This is a genomic window from Klebsiella pasteurii, assembly GCF_018139045.1.
Classification (GTDB): domain Bacteria; phylum Pseudomonadota; class Gammaproteobacteria; order Enterobacterales; family Enterobacteriaceae; genus Klebsiella; species Klebsiella grimontii.
In genome coordinates this window covers 4021847-4040132 of record NZ_CP073236.1, presented here as the reverse complement: position 1 = coordinate 4040132, position 18286 = coordinate 4021847, and the positions used below count along the sequence as shown (strand labels likewise).

General features: G+C 53.4%; 16 protein-coding genes and 3 pseudogenes. 3 read left to right on the top strand and 16 right to left on the bottom strand.

Annotated elements, in window-relative coordinates:
- Positions 1 to 67: 67 nt before the first annotated feature.
- From KCG39_RS18990 to KCG39_RS18950, 9 genes and pseudogenes are all read right to left on the bottom strand, one after another.
- A complete protein-coding gene (locus KCG39_RS18990) occupies positions 68 to 1078 on the bottom strand; it encodes a LacI family DNA-binding transcriptional regulator (RefSeq protein WP_004127185.1) in 1011 nt (336 codons plus the stop codon).
- Between the two features lie 471 nt (positions 1079 to 1549).
- Positions 1550 to 2338 (bottom strand): annotated as a pseudogene (locus KCG39_RS18985) (carbohydrate porin); the annotation flags it as partial.
- Positions 2339 to 2432: 94 nt separating this feature from the next.
- Positions 2433 to 3023 carry a DapH/DapD/GlmU-related protein gene (locus tag KCG39_RS18980; RefSeq protein ID WP_049113468.1) on the bottom strand — a complete coding sequence of 197 codons (591 nt, stop codon included), beginning with the start codon at positions 3021 to 3023 and terminating at the stop codon, positions 2433 to 2435.
- Positions 3024 to 3078: 55 nt separating this feature from the next.
- Entirely contained in the window at positions 3079 to 4344 is a 1266-nt protein-coding gene (locus KCG39_RS18975) for an MFS transporter (protein ID WP_139529967.1), read from the bottom strand.
- 41 nt (positions 4345 to 4385) lie between these two features.
- Complete coding sequence (locus KCG39_RS18970) at positions 4386 to 6509, bottom strand: alpha-galactosidase (RefSeq protein WP_211811446.1); 2124 nt, start codon at positions 6507 to 6509, stop codon at positions 4386 to 4388.
- 114 nt (positions 6510 to 6623) lie between these two features.
- Positions 6624 to 7619 (bottom strand): substrate-binding domain-containing protein, encoded by a 996-nt coding sequence (locus KCG39_RS18965; protein WP_004127172.1) that lies wholly within the window; start codon positions 7617 to 7619, stop codon positions 6624 to 6626.
- Positions 7620 to 7725: 106 nt separating this feature from the next.
- A pseudogene (locus KCG39_RS18960) lies at positions 7726 to 7920 on the bottom strand (MFS transporter); the annotation flags it as partial.
- Positions 7916 to 8329: pseudogene (locus KCG39_RS18955) on the bottom strand (DeoR family transcriptional regulator); the annotation flags it as partial. The pseudogenes KCG39_RS18960 and KCG39_RS18955, both read right to left, overlap by 5 nt.
- A gap of 229 nt (positions 8330 to 8558) precedes the next feature.
- Positions 8559 to 9107: a helix-turn-helix domain-containing protein gene (locus KCG39_RS18950; RefSeq protein WP_004127167.1), complete on the bottom strand. Its 549-nt coding sequence runs from the start codon at positions 9105 to 9107 to the stop codon at positions 8559 to 8561.
- A gap of 100 nt (positions 9108 to 9207) precedes the next feature.
- Here KCG39_RS18950 and KCG39_RS18945 point away from each other — a divergent pair, with 100 nt between their 5' ends.
- Together KCG39_RS18945 and KCG39_RS18940 are read left to right on the top strand one after the other, a co-directional pair.
- Positions 9208 to 9867: an AzlC family ABC transporter permease gene (locus tag KCG39_RS18945; protein WP_004127164.1), complete on the top strand. Its 660-nt coding sequence runs from the start codon at positions 9208 to 9210 to the stop codon at positions 9865 to 9867.
- Positions 9867 to 10190, top strand: coding sequence for an AzlD domain-containing protein (locus KCG39_RS18940; protein ID WP_004127163.1), 324 nt, complete (start codon positions 9867 to 9869; stop codon positions 10188 to 10190). Before KCG39_RS18945 ends, KCG39_RS18940 begins: the two co-directional genes overlap by 1 nt.
- Positions 10191 to 10280: 90 nt before the next feature.
- On the opposite strand, the gene KCG39_RS18935 is transcribed toward KCG39_RS18940, so the two are convergent.
- The 7 genes from KCG39_RS18935 to KCG39_RS18905 are packed head-to-tail and all read right to left on the bottom strand — an operon-like array spanning position 10281 to position 15100.
- Positions 10281 to 10835 carry a P-loop nucleotide/nucleoside kinase family protein gene (locus KCG39_RS18935; protein WP_004127162.1) on the bottom strand — a complete coding sequence of 185 codons (555 nt, stop codon included), beginning with the start codon at positions 10833 to 10835 and terminating at the stop codon, positions 10281 to 10283.
- Complete coding sequence (locus tag KCG39_RS18930) at positions 10832 to 11269, bottom strand: PTS sugar transporter subunit IIA (protein WP_004127161.1); 438 nt, start codon at positions 11267 to 11269, stop codon at positions 10832 to 10834. Before KCG39_RS18930 ends, KCG39_RS18935 begins: the two co-directional genes overlap by 4 nt.
- Positions 11270 to 11278: 9 nt before the next feature.
- Complete coding sequence (locus tag KCG39_RS18925; RefSeq protein ID WP_004127160.1) at positions 11279 to 11548, bottom strand: hypothetical protein; 270 nt, start codon at positions 11546 to 11548, stop codon at positions 11279 to 11281.
- Positions 11549 to 11604: 56 nt separating this feature from the next.
- A complete protein-coding gene (locus KCG39_RS18920) occupies positions 11605 to 12447 on the bottom strand; it encodes a class II fructose-bisphosphate aldolase (protein WP_142444988.1) in 843 nt (280 codons plus the stop codon).
- Positions 12434 to 13801: a PTS sugar transporter subunit IIC gene (locus tag KCG39_RS18915; protein WP_004127157.1), complete on the bottom strand. Its 1368-nt coding sequence runs from the start codon at positions 13799 to 13801 to the stop codon at positions 12434 to 12436. Before KCG39_RS18915 ends, KCG39_RS18920 begins: the two co-directional genes overlap by 14 nt.
- Complete coding sequence (locus tag KCG39_RS18910) at positions 13794 to 14108, bottom strand: PTS sugar transporter subunit IIB (protein WP_004127154.1); 315 nt, start codon at positions 14106 to 14108, stop codon at positions 13794 to 13796. The genes KCG39_RS18915 and KCG39_RS18910 overlap by 8 nt, the downstream gene beginning before the upstream one ends.
- Before the next feature lie 11 nt (positions 14109 to 14119).
- Positions 14120 to 15100, bottom strand: coding sequence for a 6-phosphofructokinase (locus tag KCG39_RS18905; protein ID WP_049113461.1), 981 nt, complete (start codon positions 15098 to 15100; stop codon positions 14120 to 14122).
- A 548-nt stretch (positions 15101 to 15648) separates the two neighbouring features.
- Between KCG39_RS18905 and KCG39_RS18900 the strand changes: the two genes are divergently transcribed.
- Positions 15649 to 18252, top strand: coding sequence for a sigma 54-interacting transcriptional regulator (locus tag KCG39_RS18900; RefSeq protein WP_049123190.1), 2604 nt, complete (start codon positions 15649 to 15651; stop codon positions 18250 to 18252).
- The last annotated feature ends 34 nt before the right edge of the window (positions 18253 to 18286 follow it).

Here is an 18286-nt window from a genome sequence, read left to right as displayed (position 1 = left end):
ATACACCTATTTTTGGTTAAAAGGAGCCCATGGCGCAAACGTTGCGCCATTACTAAATACCTATCCTTTACAGGGAGGTAATATTAATCTTTACGCTGCTCTCGCGGATAATTAACCGGGAGACGATTTCATGCATTTCAATACTGTCTGGTTGCTGTTGATGCTTCACCATCTGGAACGCGAGGTGGGCAATCTCATTGACCGGCTGCGCCACGCTGGTGATTTTTTTTGTTTGCGCCAGCAGGGTATTATCAAAACTAGCAATAGCAATATCTTCTGGAACGGAGATACCTTTTTCTTTAAGTCCATCGATAATATAGTTAGCGGCAATATCGTTATACACCAACAGGCATGAACAGGTACGCTCAGGCTCGCTGAGCTTCTCGATAATGACATCAAGAATTTGAATATGCCCGGAAACTCTCTCGCCTTCACCTTTGGCTATCCAGAACAAATTATCTTTGGCGAGGGTTAAGCCGTGGCTCGCTATTTTTTTGCTATACGATGATACCTTGCGATTATCAACACCTTCCTGGGCAACAAAGCCAAATGAAAGATGACCCGTGTGGATAAAATGTTCCGCAATACTTTCCGCCCCGCGATCCTGATTAATCGAAACGGAATTAAAGAACCGGGACACCTGGGTAACAACGGCGACCGGGATTCGGGTAATGGCTAACCATTCGGAAAGGTCGGCCTCCGCTTCCGTCGGTACCCATAACAAACTGTCAATGCCCATCCCCACCAGCGTATGAATAATATGTTTATCCTGCTGCGGCTGATTCTGATGCGTTTTAACGATCACCGATTTTCCAATATACCGGGCCTCTTCCTCCACTGTCGCTAATAGTTCACAGAAGTGAGGATTTACCAGGTTAGGCAACACCACGCCAATTAGCCCTGAACATTTACCGCTAAGCTGAAACGAACTCTTACTGGGGACGTAGCAGAGATAATCCATCGCATCGCGTACCGCCTGCCGGGTTTCCGGCACCACGCTGGGATGATTGTTAAGGACTCGTGATACGGTCGCCGTCGAGACCCCCGCTCTTTTCGCTACGTCTTTGATCGATGCCATGATGATTGAGTACGCCCCCTAACATTGGTGCTCACTATAAATTGTGATCGCGATCGAAAATGTAAGCCAGTTCACATGTTGCTTTGTTACATGGAATCACGTTTAGCCTTCGCATTTTTATTATTCTTTCCATGGCTTAAAGACGGGCCTATACAAAAGCATAAATCAGCGAAAAAGGATAATATATTATGTCAAAAAAATATTGCTGGCGATCGTGTGGGGTTTCACTAAAAGATACATAACGCATGAAGGTCCCTCATCCTTTTTTCGTGTAAACAACAGAATGTCAGATTGCTCCTTCACTCAGGATGAAGCATGAGAAATACTGGCTTAATTATTTATAGCGGCCATCATTCATTAAAATAATGTTCAATTAAAGAGAATACACTCTGCGTATAACTACAATTATTAGAAGAAATACTTAAAACGCACCCGCGCGCCGTAGCGATTGTCATCATCACCCTGGCTCAGCTTCTCGTTGCTGGCATCCATATAAGCGGTGTTTAGATTCATCACGACCCCGTTATCCGTATCGTTCTTCAGGCCGTTCCAGGTCATAGTCAGGCCATCGCCGGCGCGGTCGTATAGATTTAGCCATGACCGTCGCTATATAGGTCGTTGGCGGTATTGCCGGAGTGCTCGACGAAGGTATCCTGATTCAGTGGGAACATATCTTACGCCTCAAAACACCCTACTTTCACCTGCCAGTCGTTCTCCTGACTAAAGAAGAAAACCGCGTTGTCGAGGTTCATCGAACCGGTTATGTCCGCTAGCGGCTGGACAGAGAACCCGGCTAAATAGCTGTTGTCCGTTTTATGGATACCGTCAAAACCGAGCAGAATACGGCCGTTTAAATCCCACTTATCGTAGGTGGGATCGCTGCCGACGTCGGCATTGGTCATGGCCAGCAGGCCACGTTTGCTTTCCGCATCCATATTGAATTCCACGTCACCGTAGATTTTCAGATCGCCATAGCCGGATAATTTCAGCTCAGGGACTGAAATATTCTTTTTACTCTCAGCAACCGGAGCCACGCTTTTAACCAGCGATGCTGGTTTGCGCCGTCTGCATAGCGGCATTCTGCTTCGCCTGTAAATTCCGCACCTGACCTTCGGCCAACGCCGCCCGGCGTTCAGCGGCGGCAAGCCGCGCTTCAAGCAGCTCCATACGTTGTTCCAGCATCAGGTGATTATTTTTCGCTACCGCTGAACCAGTTATTAAACATAAACCTATGGCTATCGATAATGCTGTTTTATTCATTTTTATTATTCGGAGGTAAAAGAGGGCCAGGTGAGTCATAAACTCACCCGTATATTTTTTATATCACGCACATTTTCTGTTTTATTTTGGATATTCATCCCGCGAACAGCTGATATTTATTTTTATCCTCATCGGTAATTTCTCTTAATACCCGACAGGGGACCCCAACGGCCACCACGTTCGCCGGTATGGAACGGTTCACCACGCTGCCGGCTCCAATGACCGAGTTTTTACCAATTGTGACGCCAGGGTTGATAATTACCCCGGTACCAAGCCATACGCCATCCTCGATGATAACCGGCTGAGAGAACTGCTGCTGGGTGTGGCGCAGATCCGGATGAACCGGATGGCCCGCGGTGGAAATGGTCACATTGGGCGCAAACATCACGTTATTGCCGATGATAATGTCGGCATCATCAACCAGCGTCAGGTTAAAGTTCGCGTAAAAATTATCGCCAATGGTGGTGTGGGTGCCGTAGGCTACGTGAATCGGCGGTTCTATCCAGCACTGCTCGCCCACGGCGGCGAACATCCGCTGAATAATGTCGTTTCTTAATTCCTGATTAAAGGGGTGCGAGTGGTTGTATTCATAAGCTCGCGCCTTGCCCATCAGCCGCTGTTCCGGTAAACCATATCCTGAATCAAGATAGAGTTCGCCGCTGTTCATTCTTGCTTTCATATCCATAGTGCAAATTTTCCTCATCTCGCCAGCACATCCCAGTGCATTATCGACCTGTTTTCTAAACCGTCATCGCGTTATCGCGCATCTTTTCCGACGCGGCTTTGCCCGATAAGGTAAAGGCGGATATCAAGGTGACGGTCAGGGCAATGCCGCCAAGGATCATATAAGTATCCTGGAAGCCGATACGGTCATACATATTTCCGGCAAAAGCGGAGAGAAAAATCGCCGCCACCTGTTTGGAAAACTGGAAGCCGACCAGGTAAATCGTCGCCGACAGGCGAACGTCAAACACGCCGGTAATATATTTAAACGCGCCTACCAGCAAGAACGGGACCTCCAGCGCATGGAGCATTTTCAGCGCCACCACTTCAGCGGCCGTCGTGGCGAACGATGAACCGATCATCCTCGCCGCCATCACCATCCCGGCAATCAGCAGCGTATTCTTCGCCCCGATGCGGTTAATAATCCACGGCGAACTGAACATAATAATCGCGTTGCATATTTCCCCGGCAGTGGTCGCAAAACCAAAGGCGCGGGTGCCCGATTCCGGCGTGGCGAAGAAAGATTTGAAGAAGGTGGCAAACTGCTGGTCAAAGACGTCATATACGCAGGCGACGCCGATAACGTAGAGAATGAACATCCACATTTTGCGCTGACGAAACATGCGCACGGCGGTTTTTAAATCGACCGACGAACGGTTAGCGCCCAGCGAATCCATCACCTGCGCGGTCTGGCTGGCCTGCGGTTTCGCGATAGCCACCAGTACGACCAGCACTAGCGCGGCGGCCGACCCCATCCAGAACACCCACTCGGGATTAACGCTGAACAGCATCCCCGCCGTGGTGGCGCACAGCGCCCAGCCGAGGCAGCCAAAAGTCCGTGCCTTGCCGTATTCAAACCCGCTGTTGCGGCTCACGCGCTCAATATAGGCTTCCATCGCCCCGGCGCCGGCGGAGAAAACAAAACCGATATAGGCCCCGCCGCTCAGCGCCCCGAGCCAGATATTGCTTTTCAGCAGCGGCGCAAAGACATAGAGGAAAAAGGGGGCGATCAGCACCAGCAGCACCGTCACAATCCACATAAGATGCTTTTTCAGCCCCAGCTTATCGGAGATCACGCCCAGTATCGGCTGAAAGCAGATAGCGAACAGCGACAGGCTGGAGAAAACAATACCGGTCTCGGTTTTATTCAGGCCGATGACGTCCGATAGCCAGATTGGCAAAAACGGAAAGCAGGTGGCCATAATGAAAAAGTAGAGAAAGAAGAACAGCCCGAAAATCCAGAAATTGGGGTTGTTTTTATGGGTACAGGCGGTCGGGTTCATTGTGTACTCCTCAAAAAGGGCCGACGCGCGGCCCGTTACCATCACACGCGTTGCAGGCCAATCAAAATGGCGCTTTCCGGGTCGAGGATTGGCAGCGCCAGCCCCGCCAGTTGTAACCACTCGCCGCTGACGGTCTGCGGCGTCGTCATCCATTCCGGCAGCTTACGCATCGTATGGCCGCCCTCTCCCGTAATCTGGATATCAGGATGGTCGAGCAGCGTCACCCGGTAGCGGGCTCCCGCTTCCAGTCCCGCCACGCGCAGCGGCGCCATCAGGGTGTAGTCCGGCATCGCCAGTTGACTGACGAGGAAGATTGCCCGGCTCCGATCTTCACTCACCACACCGTGCGCGAGGGTTGTGGCGTCCGGCATATCGATACGCCACTGCAGGCCATGATGAATGACATCGCGCCACTGCTTATGCAGCGCCGCGTATTTACGGTAGCCCGCGCGCTCCTGCTCATCGGCGGTCACCGGATCCAGCTCAAGCCCCATATGGCCAAACAGCGCCGTCAGGCCGCGAAACGCAATGCTGTGCTGGCGGAAGGTGGCGTGGCAGTGGCGGTTGCCGATGTGCGCGCCCATCACTTCCGGCGGGAAGAAGTAGCTCATACCGCGCTGGATGGTGTTGCGCTCGAGGGCATCATTATTGTCGGAAGCCCAGAAGCGATGGCTGCGCTTCAGCACTTCATAATCGATACGCCCGCCGCCGGAGGAGCAGGATTCAAATTCAATATGCGGGAAGCGGGCCACCAGCGTATCCAGCAGGCGATAGAACTGGCGAGTTTGCGCATCGGCGGCGGCTTTACCATTATGGGCAGGCTGCACCAGTTCACGGTTCATATCCCACTTCACATAGTCCACGGCGTGCTCGCCCAGCAGCCAGCTCATTCGTTCCAGCAGATAATCAAAGGCTTCCGGGATATTCAGGTTCAGGACAAACTGATGACGTCCGGGGATCGGCGTATAGCCCGGCAGCGCCAGCAACCAGTCAGGATGTGCGCGGTATAAATCGGAGTTCGGATTGATCATCTCTGGCTCAACCCAGATGCCGAACTCCATCCCCAGCGACTTCACATGGTCGATAACCGGGGTCAAACCGTCAGGATATTTTTCCTCATCAAGATACCAGTCGCCGAGCGCCGCCCAGTCGTCATTGCGCCCTTTAAACCAGCCATCATCAATAATAAAGCGCTCCACGCCCAGCCCCGCCGCCTCATCCGCCATGCGCATGATGTACTGCGGGTCGTGGTCGAAATAGATCCCTTCCCAGGTGTTGAGATGCACCGGGCGCGGTTTGTTGTCCGGGAAGCGAATAATCTGTTCGCGCAAATAGCGGTGGAACTGCTGGCTCATGCCGTTCAGCCCTTGTGCTGAATAGCTGGCGTAGAGGTTCGGCGTCCACAGCGTTTCCCCTTCCGCCAGCGCCATTTCGCCCGCCAGATAGAGCGCTTCCGCCTGCAGGTAGCGCCGTCCGTCGGTTTTCACTTCCGCCCGCAGGCGGTGGTTACCGCTCCAGCCCAGATGCACGCCCCACACTTCGCCCTGCATCTCGCTAAAGGCGCGGCTGCCGGTAATCAGCGCCGGGAAATGTTCGTGAGAGGTGCGTCCGCGGCGGTTTTCCAGCACGAAGCTGTCGTGTTCAAGGATCAAACGATGAGGCTGGAATTCGCGGATCCAGCGGCCATGAAAAGCCATCACTTCGCGGGCGCGTTCGGCGACCGGCAGCGTGACTGCCAGACGTTCCACCTGCCACGGCTGCGGGCGCAGGTTGGTTAAGCCATGGCGCACGCTCAGCACGCCGCTGCTATCAAGCTGGATTTCACTGCATAACCGCAGGCCAGCCTGCGCGTCTTCGCTGAAAAGAGTAACCTTCCGCCCGTCCTGCACCACCTCGGTGGTGGTGAAAATAGGCGAGGCATCAAGCCCCTGGCGGTGACCCTCAATGCCCGGCGCGCCAAATAGACCGTGCCCCAATTCAGCCATCAAGGTCACCGGTGAATCCACGTCGAGGCGGCCGTTGGCCACCGGACGGGCGATACTGGCGGCATCCTGAGGCGAAAAGTGGCTTAAATGCGGTCCCCAGTAGATAATTTCGGCGAACGGATGGGTTTTGATCATCACGTCGGCCGCTGCGCTTTGCAGGTGTAAAATCGAATCAGACATTAGACATCTCCACAACAAGGAATGTCTTACTGTTGATCCGAAACGTTTCGGGTGCCAACCAAAACGTTTCGGATCCGTGATCGAGTTCAGGAAATTAATCTGAGGTGCGGGAAATCAGGCGGTTTCGCCGGGGATGAATTCAGGCTGCCAAAGTACCTGGAGCGAGGCCAGATCGTCGCCGGCGATTAAGCGGCGGACCATGCTGGCTATCTGGCGGCCAACGCCCTGACGAGTGGACTGAACCACCGCGCCCACCGGGGTCTCGATGATGCTGTCCTGCGGTAGGCCATCGTAAACCACCAGTGAGACGCGATCGGAACCGGTAAGACGTCCAAGCTGCGACAGGGCCATCGCTGCGCCGTCGCCGTGAGTGTTGCAATCGGTGACAATCGCCGTTGGCGGTTCGGGCAAGCGCAGCAGTTCCATGGTTGCCTGAAACCCGCCGCGGCGGGTGGGCGGCACGCTGCGCAGCCAGGTTTCAGTAAGGCCCGCCTCGCGCAGCGCCTGTAGATAACCGTTGCGGCGCTGGGTAATAAACGCCTGATTGTTATTTTCGCTCAGCAGCGCGATGCGCCGGTGCCCCTGGCTAATCAGGTGGCGGGTGGCGCGATACGTTCCCGCCTGGTTATCGAAATCAAACCAGGCGTAGGGCTGCGGCAGGCGGCTGCGGCCCAGCGCCAGAAAAGGAAAGCCGGCGGAGAGGAGTTGAATCAGACGCGGGTCGTCATCCAGCGTATGCGCGACGATAAGCGCATCGACGCGACGGCTCTGCACCATACGCATATAGCCGTGCTTATCGGCCTGTTCATCATCGGCAATCAGCAATAAATCAATCTCGTAGCGCGCCAGTTCGTGGCTGATTTCGCCCACCATTTCAAGAAAGACGTTGTTATTCAGCGGCGCGGGACGCACGGGGAAAACGAGGCCGACGGCGTCGATTTTGCCCATCTTCAGGCGACGCGCGAAAGTGTTGGGGCGATATCCGCGGCGCTGGGCTTCCGCTTCCACGCGGGCGCGCGTCTCCTGCGACACGTCGTCATAGCCGTTTAACGCGCGGCTGACGGTCGTTACCGAGATCCCAAGTTCTTTAGCAATGGCTTTCAGCGACATATGTATGCCTGTCTTCGCGGAAGAATGCGGTTAGTGTCCCGCAATACGGGCATGGCGTCCAGCAACAGCGACAAAGCGCCGTTCGGCGCTTTGTTCTGAGGAAAAACTACTGCGTCAGCGGCTTACGCACAAAGAAGCCATAGAGACAGGCGCCAAGAAACAGCAGGCAGCCGCCGAGAATAAAGACATTGGTGAACTGACCGGTAGCATCAAGGATAATCCCGGTGATCACCGGCGCCAGCGCTGCTCCCAGAAAACCGCCAAAGTTCTGGATAGCACCGAGAGAAGCGACCTGCTCTTCCCCCCGGCCCCAGACTGCTACCCAGCGCCATCAGCGACTCACCGCCTCGCGGGAAGCGTTCAACCTTAGCCACAATGTCAACGTTGCACGAGCCAAATACACCTACCTTTCCCTGCATAACTTTTCCTTTTTGTCGCTCATCGCCTGGTGATTTACGGTGATTAAGAGGTTGCAGCAGCACCTCGAAACTATCGCCGGTTTCAGAAATAAGTTCCGCCTGCAAACTACGGCGCGAAATAATTGCTCCGCCATAACAGCGCTGCACCAAACCCATCGCTGCAAGAGTATTTAAATCACTGCGAATCGTTTCTTTTGTAACATTCAAATGAGCAGAAAAATAATTAACACAACCACGCTCATGTTTATCTAAATATCGTAAAATAGACATCCTACGTTCTTCAAGAAACATAATTAACCCCAATATCACCGTTGCAGTATACAAACCACTTAAGGGTGGAAGAGTGACATCAATCCCATGTTTCCAGACGAAACAGAAGCAAACAAAAATGAAGAAAAAGAATAAACGGAAAAGCGATATTCCCGGCTCTATAAGGAGTAAAATAATATATGAGTCATTAATATATATAACGGTATAACATTCTGCGTATTACGAATAAATGCGCAGAATGTTATTAAATTTAGTTTTGCTCGGCAATCAGCAGCGCCTGGGTGTCCGGCTCCAGCGCCTGGAAAACGTGCTGCCTATCGGCGGGATAGCAGATGTAATCGCCTTCCCCCAGTTCTTCCGGCGCTTCCGTCAGGCCGACCCGCGCGCGCCCCTGGGTGACAATAATATGCTCCACCGAACCCGGCGGATGGGGATGGGAAATGCGGTCTGCGCCCGGCTGGGTCAGCAGAAGATAGATATCGCGCCGAGCGCCTGGCGGGCAGGCGGCCAGCAAAATCGCCTGATAGTTTGCCTGCTCGGCGACCACCTTCGTCCCCTCACCGCGGCGGATCACCTGCGTGGTGTTGGCCTGTGGCTCCAGCAGCCGGGCAAAGGGAATATCAAGGGCCACGCACAGCGCCCAGAGGGTTTCCAGGCTCGGGTTGCCGTTGCCGGACTCCAACTGCGATAACGTTGATTTGGCAATTCCCGCCCGCCGCGCAACTTCAGCAAGGGAAAGGCCAGTGCGCGCGCGTTCACGTACCAGGCTTTTGGCAATCAGGCTAATTGGCTGAGTCATCCAGCCCTCCGTGTTTTTTATAACGAACGTTTCGTTCGTCTTGAAATGCGATTCGGTTGCGTTCATTATAATGGAAAATCGTTCGATATGGCTAAAGAGTATGAAACAGCACTTCGCCAGTCTTAAAGGCGACACCCTCAGAGCAATTGTTTTAGTCTGCCTCGCGGTAGGTATCGTCGGGATGTCCTACGGCTCGCTGGCCGTCGCCTATGGTTTCCCGATTTGGGTCCCCTTTGTGCTTTCGGTTTGCGTCCTGGCGGGGGCTTCAGAGTTTATGTTTATCGGCATTGTCGCCAGCGGCGGCAACCCGCTGGCTGCGGCGGCGGCCGGGCTGCTGGTCAACGCACGGCATATTCCCTTCGGCGTGACGGTTCGCGACCTGGTCGGCCAGCGCGCCGCCAGCTTCCTCGGCTGCCATATTATGAACGATGAAAGCGTAGTGTTTGGTCTGTCGCAGAAAACCCCCGAGCAGCGGCGGGCCGCCTACTGGCTGTGCGGTCTGGGCGTGGCGCTGATCTGGCCGTTGGGGGCGCTCCTGGGCGCGGGGGTCGGCAAACTGCTCCCGGCCCCGGAAACCATTGGCCTCGATGCGGTATTCCCGGCGATTCTGCTGGCGCTGGTTGTGCCAGCCTTTAAAAACCGCACCACGCTGATCCGCGCCTGCAGCGGAGCGGCCCTGTCGCTGGCCGCCGTGCCTTTCGCACCGGTTGGCCTGCCGGTTTTGCTGTCGCTGTTTGGCCTGCTGACGAGGAAAAAATAATGGGCAATATGACGCTATTTATCGCCGGTATTGCGATTCTATCGCTGGGCACCTACTTAATGCGTTTAGGCGGAGCGAAGCTCGGCAGCCGGCTGGCGTTTTCCGAGCGCTCCCAGGCCCTGCTCTCCGATGCGGCAACGGTGCTGCTCTTTTCCGTAGCGCTGGCGACCACCTTTTACGAGGGCGAACATTTTGCCGGGATGGCGCGGGTACTGGGCGTTGGCCTGGCCGTGTTCCTCGCCTGGCGCAAGATGCCGCTGATCGTGGTGATTATCGCCGCCGCCGTGGCGACGGCGCTGCTGCGGATGGCGGGTATCGCCTGACCCGGCCTACGAAACCCGAAATATCAAATAACTACGCAATTCCTGTAGGCCGCGAAAACGAAGCGCCGCCGGGCAGCTGCAGTTAAGGACCTACTGCATTTGTACTTCGAGCCAACGGATAACCGGCGCCATATCCAGCGGTTTTTGCTGATCGACGGTAAACACCGGCCCCAGCCGCATGGGTTCCGCCCGCTGCGCCAGCTGGGCCAGCTCAGGGAGATACTCTTCGCCCGGGTGCCCCGGCCTGCGATCCTGCAACCGGCTGGCATAACGCGACACCGCAAGCTCGGGCGAGATGCGGTTCCAGATCTCCAGAACCTTTTCAACGCCTGCTAGCTGCAGCTGCCGCTGCAACGTTTCGCGCGGCTGAAAACCAAACCAGGCGTCAATTAACCAGATACAGCCTGCCGGAGCGTGGCCGACGATCGACCAGATGACTTCATAAGCGGCGCAGCCCAGCTGCCGGTTGAAAGATCTGTCGATTTCGCTAAAGCACGCCATAAACGGCTCTTTAATACCGTCGATAGTCAGCTGCGGCAGATTGAAGGTTGCCGATAGCTGCCTGGTGACGGTGCTTTTGCCCGAGGCGGGAATGCCGTTAATTAAAATCACCGTTTTGCAGCCGGGTGTGAGATGTCTGTTCATAACAACGCGACGACCTCCTCTCTGCTGCTGGCGGCGCGCAGCTTCGCCATGGTCTCGTTATTATCGAGCAGGGCGATAATCGCCCGAATGCCCTCCTCAATATGGGCATTGCTGTCCCGCGCGCCGAACATAATGACAATATCCGCCTTCTCGCTATTGGCAAAATGAATCGGCTTATCTAACACGACCAGGCTAAAACAGTTGCGCCTGACGCCGCATTCCGGCCTGGCGTGGGGGATGGCGACGCCTTCATCGAAAACGTAATAGGCGCCATGGTTCAGGGTATTATCGATTACCGCCTGACCGTAATCCGCCGAGATATACCCTTTCGCGACCAGCGGGCTGGCCGCCAGATGGATCACTTTCTGCCAGTCGGACTCGGTGACGCCGACCTGAATCGCATCGGCCTCAATAAGCAGTTCTTTTATCGTCATTATCACTTCCTATATATTACGGCGAATAATGTTACGTAACTCATCAATGCGTATAAAAAGCGCATCGATTTCCTCGCGATGCGTATGACTTTTGGCATAGACCGACAACGCCCGGTTATACATCAGCATTAAGGCTTTCTGTATTTCACCATTAGCCGGGTTGCCCTGTAGTTCCGCTTCCAGTCTGGCTATTTCCCCCGCCAGCTGACGGGACTGTTCGTCATAATCCTGCGGGGGTTGATTCTCTTTTTTCCACAACGTTTTCAAAGATTCAAACATAGCGAGCTCCTCCCTGACGGACAGCAGGGCAACAAAATAAGGTTTAAAATAAGCTTTTATTTAAACAGAGCGATTTTTTCCATTAATACATTGGTGACCGCGTTATTCGCCGGAATTAAAAATTTGCGTACGCTGTCGTTCACTTTGCCTTTTTCAAAGGTGGTTTTACAGCGATCGACCCACTGGACGTTCATTTCAGTGCCGACATTCACTTTGTTAATGCCTTCAGTGACGGCCTGGCGCATATCTTCATCGCTGACGCCGGTACCGCCGTGCAGCACTAACGGCACGCCGGTACCGGCGCTAATCTCTTTTAGCCGCTGATGCTGGATTTGCGCCTTGCCGGTATACAGGCCGTGCACCGTGCCCACGGAGACCGCCAGCATATCCACCCGGGTCTCCTCCACAAAGCGTTTGGCGTCCTCCACCGTGGTGAAGCAGATATCCTCCGCGGCCACGGCTTTGCCGTCTTCCGATCCGCCGATCGCCCCCAGCTCGCCTTCTACCGTGATATTCCGCGGGCGCGCCATCTCCACCACGATGCGGGTGTTGCCGATATTCTCCTCCAGATCCAGATGGGAGCCGTCGTACATCACTGATGTAAATCCGGCATCCATGGCCGTTTCAATGGCGCTAATATCAGAGCAGTGATCCAGGTGCAGGCAGGTCGGCACGTCTTCACTTTCCGCTAATGAACGAACCGCATCCACCAGTAAACGATAGCCGAGATATTCCGCAGTCCCGGTAGAGATTTGAATCATTAATGGGCTATCGCTTTGTTGCGCCGCTTTAAAAAAGGCGGGCAGCATTTCAATACAGTGCAAATTAAATGAGCCAATGGCTTTAAAATCTCTTTCCTGCGCAATTTTCAGAATAGCGTTGAAGTTATACAGACTCATGAACATTTTCCCCTTTCGGCTTAGCTGATTTACCGTTTACGAACCATGCCAGTGCGGCAACAAAAACAATGAACAGGGCGACAAATAGCCAGTTATTCTGGAAGGCGTGGCCTAATACCAGACCGGAACTAATGACGTCCGAATCGCTGAAGGTGACGCCGGTAAAACCGTAGCTTTCCAGCATCGGTACCAAAATGGCGGGCAGGAAGGTGATAAACAGGCCGTGGATCACGCCGCCAATCATCGCCCCGCGGCGGCCGCCCAGCGCGTTGCCGAAGACGCCCGCCGTCCCCCCGGCAAAGAAGTTGGTTAACAGGCCGGGCAGGATCATCGCCAGGCCAAACATGGGAAACACCAGCATGCCGATGATGGAACCGACGGTGGTCGCCAGGAAGCCGACGATCACCGCGTTAGGCGCATAGGGGAACAGCACTGGGCAATCCAGCGCAGGCTTAGCGTCCGGGACAATGCGCATCGCAATCCCGCGAAATGCCGGCACCAGCTCGTTGAGCAACAGACGCACGCCGCTGTAGAGAACGAATACCCCCGCCACAAACTGAATGGACTGCATAAAGGCGTACATCAGGTAGTTAATGCCGTTGGAGAACTGCGCGATATATTCCGGACCCGCCGCAACCGCGGGAATGAGGTACATCGGCACCATCACTACCGCCATCGCGAGATAGGTATCCTGAAGAAACTTAAAGTTATCTGGTAATTCAAGATCTTCCGTTGAGCGGGATCCTTTACCCACCACTTTAGCAACCGCCGCCTGCACCAGATAGCCGATAGTGCAGAAGTGCCCCAGCGCCACGTCATCGGAACCGGTGATGCGCCTGACCACCGGTTGCGCCAGGGCAGGCATCAGTACCGCCATCACGCCGCCGAAAATACCGCCAGTTAAAATCAGCGGAAGCCCGGTCAGCCCGGCTTTATAGCCAATCACCGCGCCGATAGTCGCCATCCACAGCAGCGCCTGGCCGGTCAGAAAAATATATTTAAGCGGCGTCAGGCGGGCGATAATGATATTGACGGCAAAAATCACCATCAGGGTCAACGCAACTTCGGAACCTAATTCACGGTTGGCTAATCCGGCAATAGCGGCGACATCGGTAATGTAGCCTTTCATGCCAAATCCCTGCGTGAAAATATCGTTAAGGAACGTTAGCGTGGCGACAATAATGTTGATCCCGGCCATCATAATTAAGAAACCGAGCAGCGTTTTAAACGTTCCTTCCGCCGTTTTACCCGCTGATTTTTTTTGCAAAATTAGGCCCAACATCGCAATAAATGCAATTAATATCGATGCCTGGCCGAGTAAATCTTTGACAATAAACTCTACAAAGCTATTCATAGTCCGCTACCTTCAGATTACGTTCTTTTAAGAATGCGACGATCTTTGCCTCAATTTCGTCTTTATCCGTCAGCTTATGCAGTACCACTACGCGTTTAATTTCCTCCTCACTGGCATCCGCCGTTAATATATCGGCAAAGGTTTTTTGCGTCAGAATCATATCTGATTTAAACGCCCCGGCTTCAGAAATAGTGGTATGTTCAATCTGTGCTGGAATCTCCAGCTTCTTTAAAACCGCCTTCGCCGTCATTTCAATGGCAAAGCTTGAACCGAGGCCGCAGCCACATACGCATAGAATTTTCAGCATGTAGGGTCTCCTCAAATTATATTGAGTTGTTTGGCAAGTTTATAATGATGTCCTTCAGTATCGACCAGACGTTTTTTCATACTAATTAAATCAATCGGAATAGGTTTGTTACTTGAATTAATTATAATGGCTTTATTTTTCATCCCTGACTGAATGCAACGAACCACTTCACTGGCCATAATCGTGCCCTGGTAAATCTCTTCGCAGGTCGGATCGCCATTGCGCAAACCGTAGCCAACGATAGTTTTACGAATACGCACGCCAATTTGCGGTTCGAGCTGCTTAATCATGGTATCAATGGCTCCCTGAAATCCGGGAGAGTATTCCCTGGTGTAGCCTTCAGAGCACAGGATCACCACGCTGTTCTGCTGTGTCAGCTTATGCTTCACCCGCTCGGCCAGCGTTTCCAACGGCAGCTGCGATTCCGGGATCAGGGCGACATCGGCGTTACTTTTTATCGCGGATTGCAACGTTAGCTCTCCACAATACCCGCCCAGAATTTCAACCATAAAAACGCGGCCCGGTAATGCTCTTCCGGTATTTCTTAAGCGGGAAACCTCTTTAATAATCTGCTCGCAGGCGGTGGAGAAACCAATCGTATAATCACTGCCGTATACATCATTATCGATAGTCATCCCGACGCCAAAGCAATTAATATCAAATTCACTCAGCGTATTGAGAAACTGCAGGCTACCGTCGCCGCCAGCCATAATCAGCACATCAATGCGCAGTGATTTAATTTTTTTGGCTATTGTTTCATATTCACTACGCAGCAATCGACGGCTGGTGCGCCCGGAGGTAATGATCGGAATTGAGGCAATGGAGAAATCGACCAGATCCCGCCAGGCCACCTCCTGATGGTTTTTATCCAACAGCCCGGGAATTCCACCATTAAAAATAGTGATATCGGCATTCGCCAGTCTGGCGATCTGGAATATAAAATTATTAATTCCTGAAACATCGCCGCCGCTAATAACAATGCCAATTTTCATTGCCCATCTCCGCTGTTTTGCTTGCCCACATTTTTCCCTGAGTTCAAGGGCATTATTTGCAAGGGAGATCACAATATGCTGATAAATCTCTGCCAGCCTAATATTGACAGTGGTTTTATTTGCCTGACTTTTGTGATCAAAATCTCTTTTATAAAATGAGATCGCCTTAACAGTTCTCTTTTTATTTTCTTTTAGATCATCAGGTTACTTGAGGAGATAATTTCGCCGGCGGGCTGCCCCTTTTCACCTTTAAGCCCAGCGATAATGAAAAGGCGGAAATGTGATAAATAGCGCATTTTTTTGCGTCAGGAAGGTTCACGGCGCGTTTATCGCCCCGCTCAGGCAGTCCGGTTCTTCGGCCGCTTGCGCGCGGGGCGCCAGCTTCTACACCCCATCAAATCGGTGGCGATCTTCATCACAATCTAATCAAAACGTAGTTTCATTTTTATCTAATAGCGTAGAAAGTACTCAGTGTCTAATAAAAATAGTAGTGTCTAGTGTCTAAATAGAATCGACGCTATTTTCTACTCTACCCGGGACATTGAAAAATGGCGCTGTCGGCAAAAGAAAAGTTATTCCAGAAAATAGTTACTCATTATGCGCAGAAACCCGCGGGGTTCACGGCTCAGGACTGTGCGGACTTTATGCAGGTTAACCGCAGCGTTATCAGCCATTACCTTAACAGGCTGTGCGATGACGGCCATCTGAGTAAAGAAAATACCCGGCCGGTGCGCTTCTTTGTACAGACCAACGGTAAGGAAAGCGTTCAGGCATCACTCATAGTGTCGAAAAAGCACGACGCCTTTCAGCCGTTGATTGGCGCGCACGGCAGCCTGGCCGAAGCCGTCGCGCTGTGCCGCTCGGCGGTAGATTATCCCGGTGACGGTTTGCCTATCCTGCTCTCCGGGGAGAGCGGCGTCGGCAAAAGCCATCTGGCGACGCTGATTTATCAGTATGCCCTCGATCGCGGCGTTATCGCAGCAGACAAACCCTTCGTTGAGCTTAACTGCGCCGACTATGCCAATAACCCGGAGCTGCTTTCGGCGACCCTTTTCGGCTATATCCGGGGCGCTTTCACCGGAGCCGACCGCGAAAAACGCGGCGCTTTTGATGATGCCGATGGTGGGTTTCTATTTCTCGACGAAGTTCATCGCCTCTCGGCAGAGAACCAGGAAAAGTTATTTCTGTTTATGGACAAGGGGTATTTCTACCGCCTTGGCGATAACCGTACGCGCCATCCGGCGTCGCTGCGCTTTATCTTCGCCACTACGGAAAATATCGATACCGTCCTGCTCAACACCTTCCGTCGCCGTATTCCGGTGCGCGTTACGCTGCCAAACTATATTTCTCGCCCTCTTACCGAGCGCGTCGCGCAGGTCAGCCACTTTTTGCATCAAGAAGCGCGCAGCCTGCGTCGGGATATCCATCTCGATAATCAGCTGATGCATCAGCTGGTTACCTGCCCCGTGCGCGGCAATATCGGGGAGTTAAAAAACCAGATCAAAGTGATGTGCGCCAGCGCCTGGAGCGATAATCGCGAAGCCGAGGTTATTACGCTACGCGGCCCAGCGTCCGGCGGCGAAATAATCCGTATTGCCGCTAATGCGGATAATGGCGCGCTGAGCGCCAGCCAGCTTCTGCCAAAGGCGATGCGCGATGAGGTGATTTTTCGCGACTTTTGCCACAGCGGTAATGTTCTGCTGCTGAATCGCAAAATGGAACAGCTGCTGACCACCGTCAGCGGCGCGATTGCCGCCGAGGCACTGTACCGCGGCTATATCTGGCAGAACACCGTTCACGCTCTCGACGAACTGGAGAGTTTGACCGGTATCTCCTGTAGCCAGGAGATCCGCAAGGCTGTCTGGCTCTGCGTTAGTTATGCGCTACATGACACTGAGGAGACGGTCAACGCAGGCGAACTGCAAACCATTTCCGACTATGTTTCCGCGAAGGCGCGGCTGCTGGCCGAGGAGTGTCTCGCTTTGCTGAGCAAACATGTCACCCAGCAGCCGCTGCCCCTGCTGCTGCCGCTGCTAAGCTGCGCTTTTCATACTCTCGCCGGCGAAGACGATCCGATTCAGGGGATTATCGTTTCCCACGGCCGCGCCACCGCGTCGAGCATTGCCGGTATCGCCAACCAGCTGACCGGGGGTTACTACTTTAAAGCCTTCGACATGGCGAACGCGACGTCGACCAGGGAGATTATCGACCTGCTGATCGCCCATGTTTCCCGTCTCAGGCAGGGGGCGGGGCTGATTATTCTGGTGGATATGGGGTCGCTAAAAGAGATTTACGAAGAGATTAAGCTCCATCTTCATGGTGAGCTGTTGGTTATCAACAACGTCAGCACGGCCATGGCGCTGGATATTGCGGCCAAAATCCAGGACAAGCTGCCGATGGAGGCGATTATTGAGAGCGCAAAAGGGGCGTATGAGGTGGAAACGCGCTACTACGCGGGCGTGTTGCCGGGCAATAAAATCATTATCTCCTGCATCTCCGGCGAAGGGATCTCCCGCAAGCTGAAAGATATCGTCCAGCGTTTCCTGGCCCAGGAGGAGATCGATATCATTACGATGGAGTATGACGATTTGAAATGGAAAATAGCCCACGCCGATCCGGCGCTTAATGGTACACGGCTGATCATTACGACTACCGATCTGGAAGCCGGGTATATTCCGCTACTTAGCGTAGAGCAGCTGATAAAAGAAAAGACACAGGTGTTAAAACGCGATTATTTCAACGGGTTGCTAATGGAAGGCGGTCTGGAGCCCATGATTGAAGAAGTGGTCAAGCTGTTTACCGTCGAAGGCGTCGCCAGCCGCCTCAACTTCCTCAATCCGGTGGTGATTATTGATGAAGTCGAAGCGGTCATTAAGCAGTATGAAGCCTTCTATAAAATCCATTTTGAAAGCTATCTGCGCATCAATCTGTTTATGCATATCGCCCTGATGATCGAGCGGGTAATGGTCAACAACGGCGTGCGCCACCGGGAAGAGGCGGAGCTTACGCTGGCGCAGCAGACGTTTGTCGCCGTCCACGACACCTTTTTCCAGGCCCTGAACCGCAAATACAATATCACCCTGCCGCTTACCGAAGTGCTGATGATTTATGAAATCATGGAGCCGTGGATCGGCTTTAACCCCGACCATTAACCCCCGTTGCCAGCGTCGGCTGGCAAACCTGTCG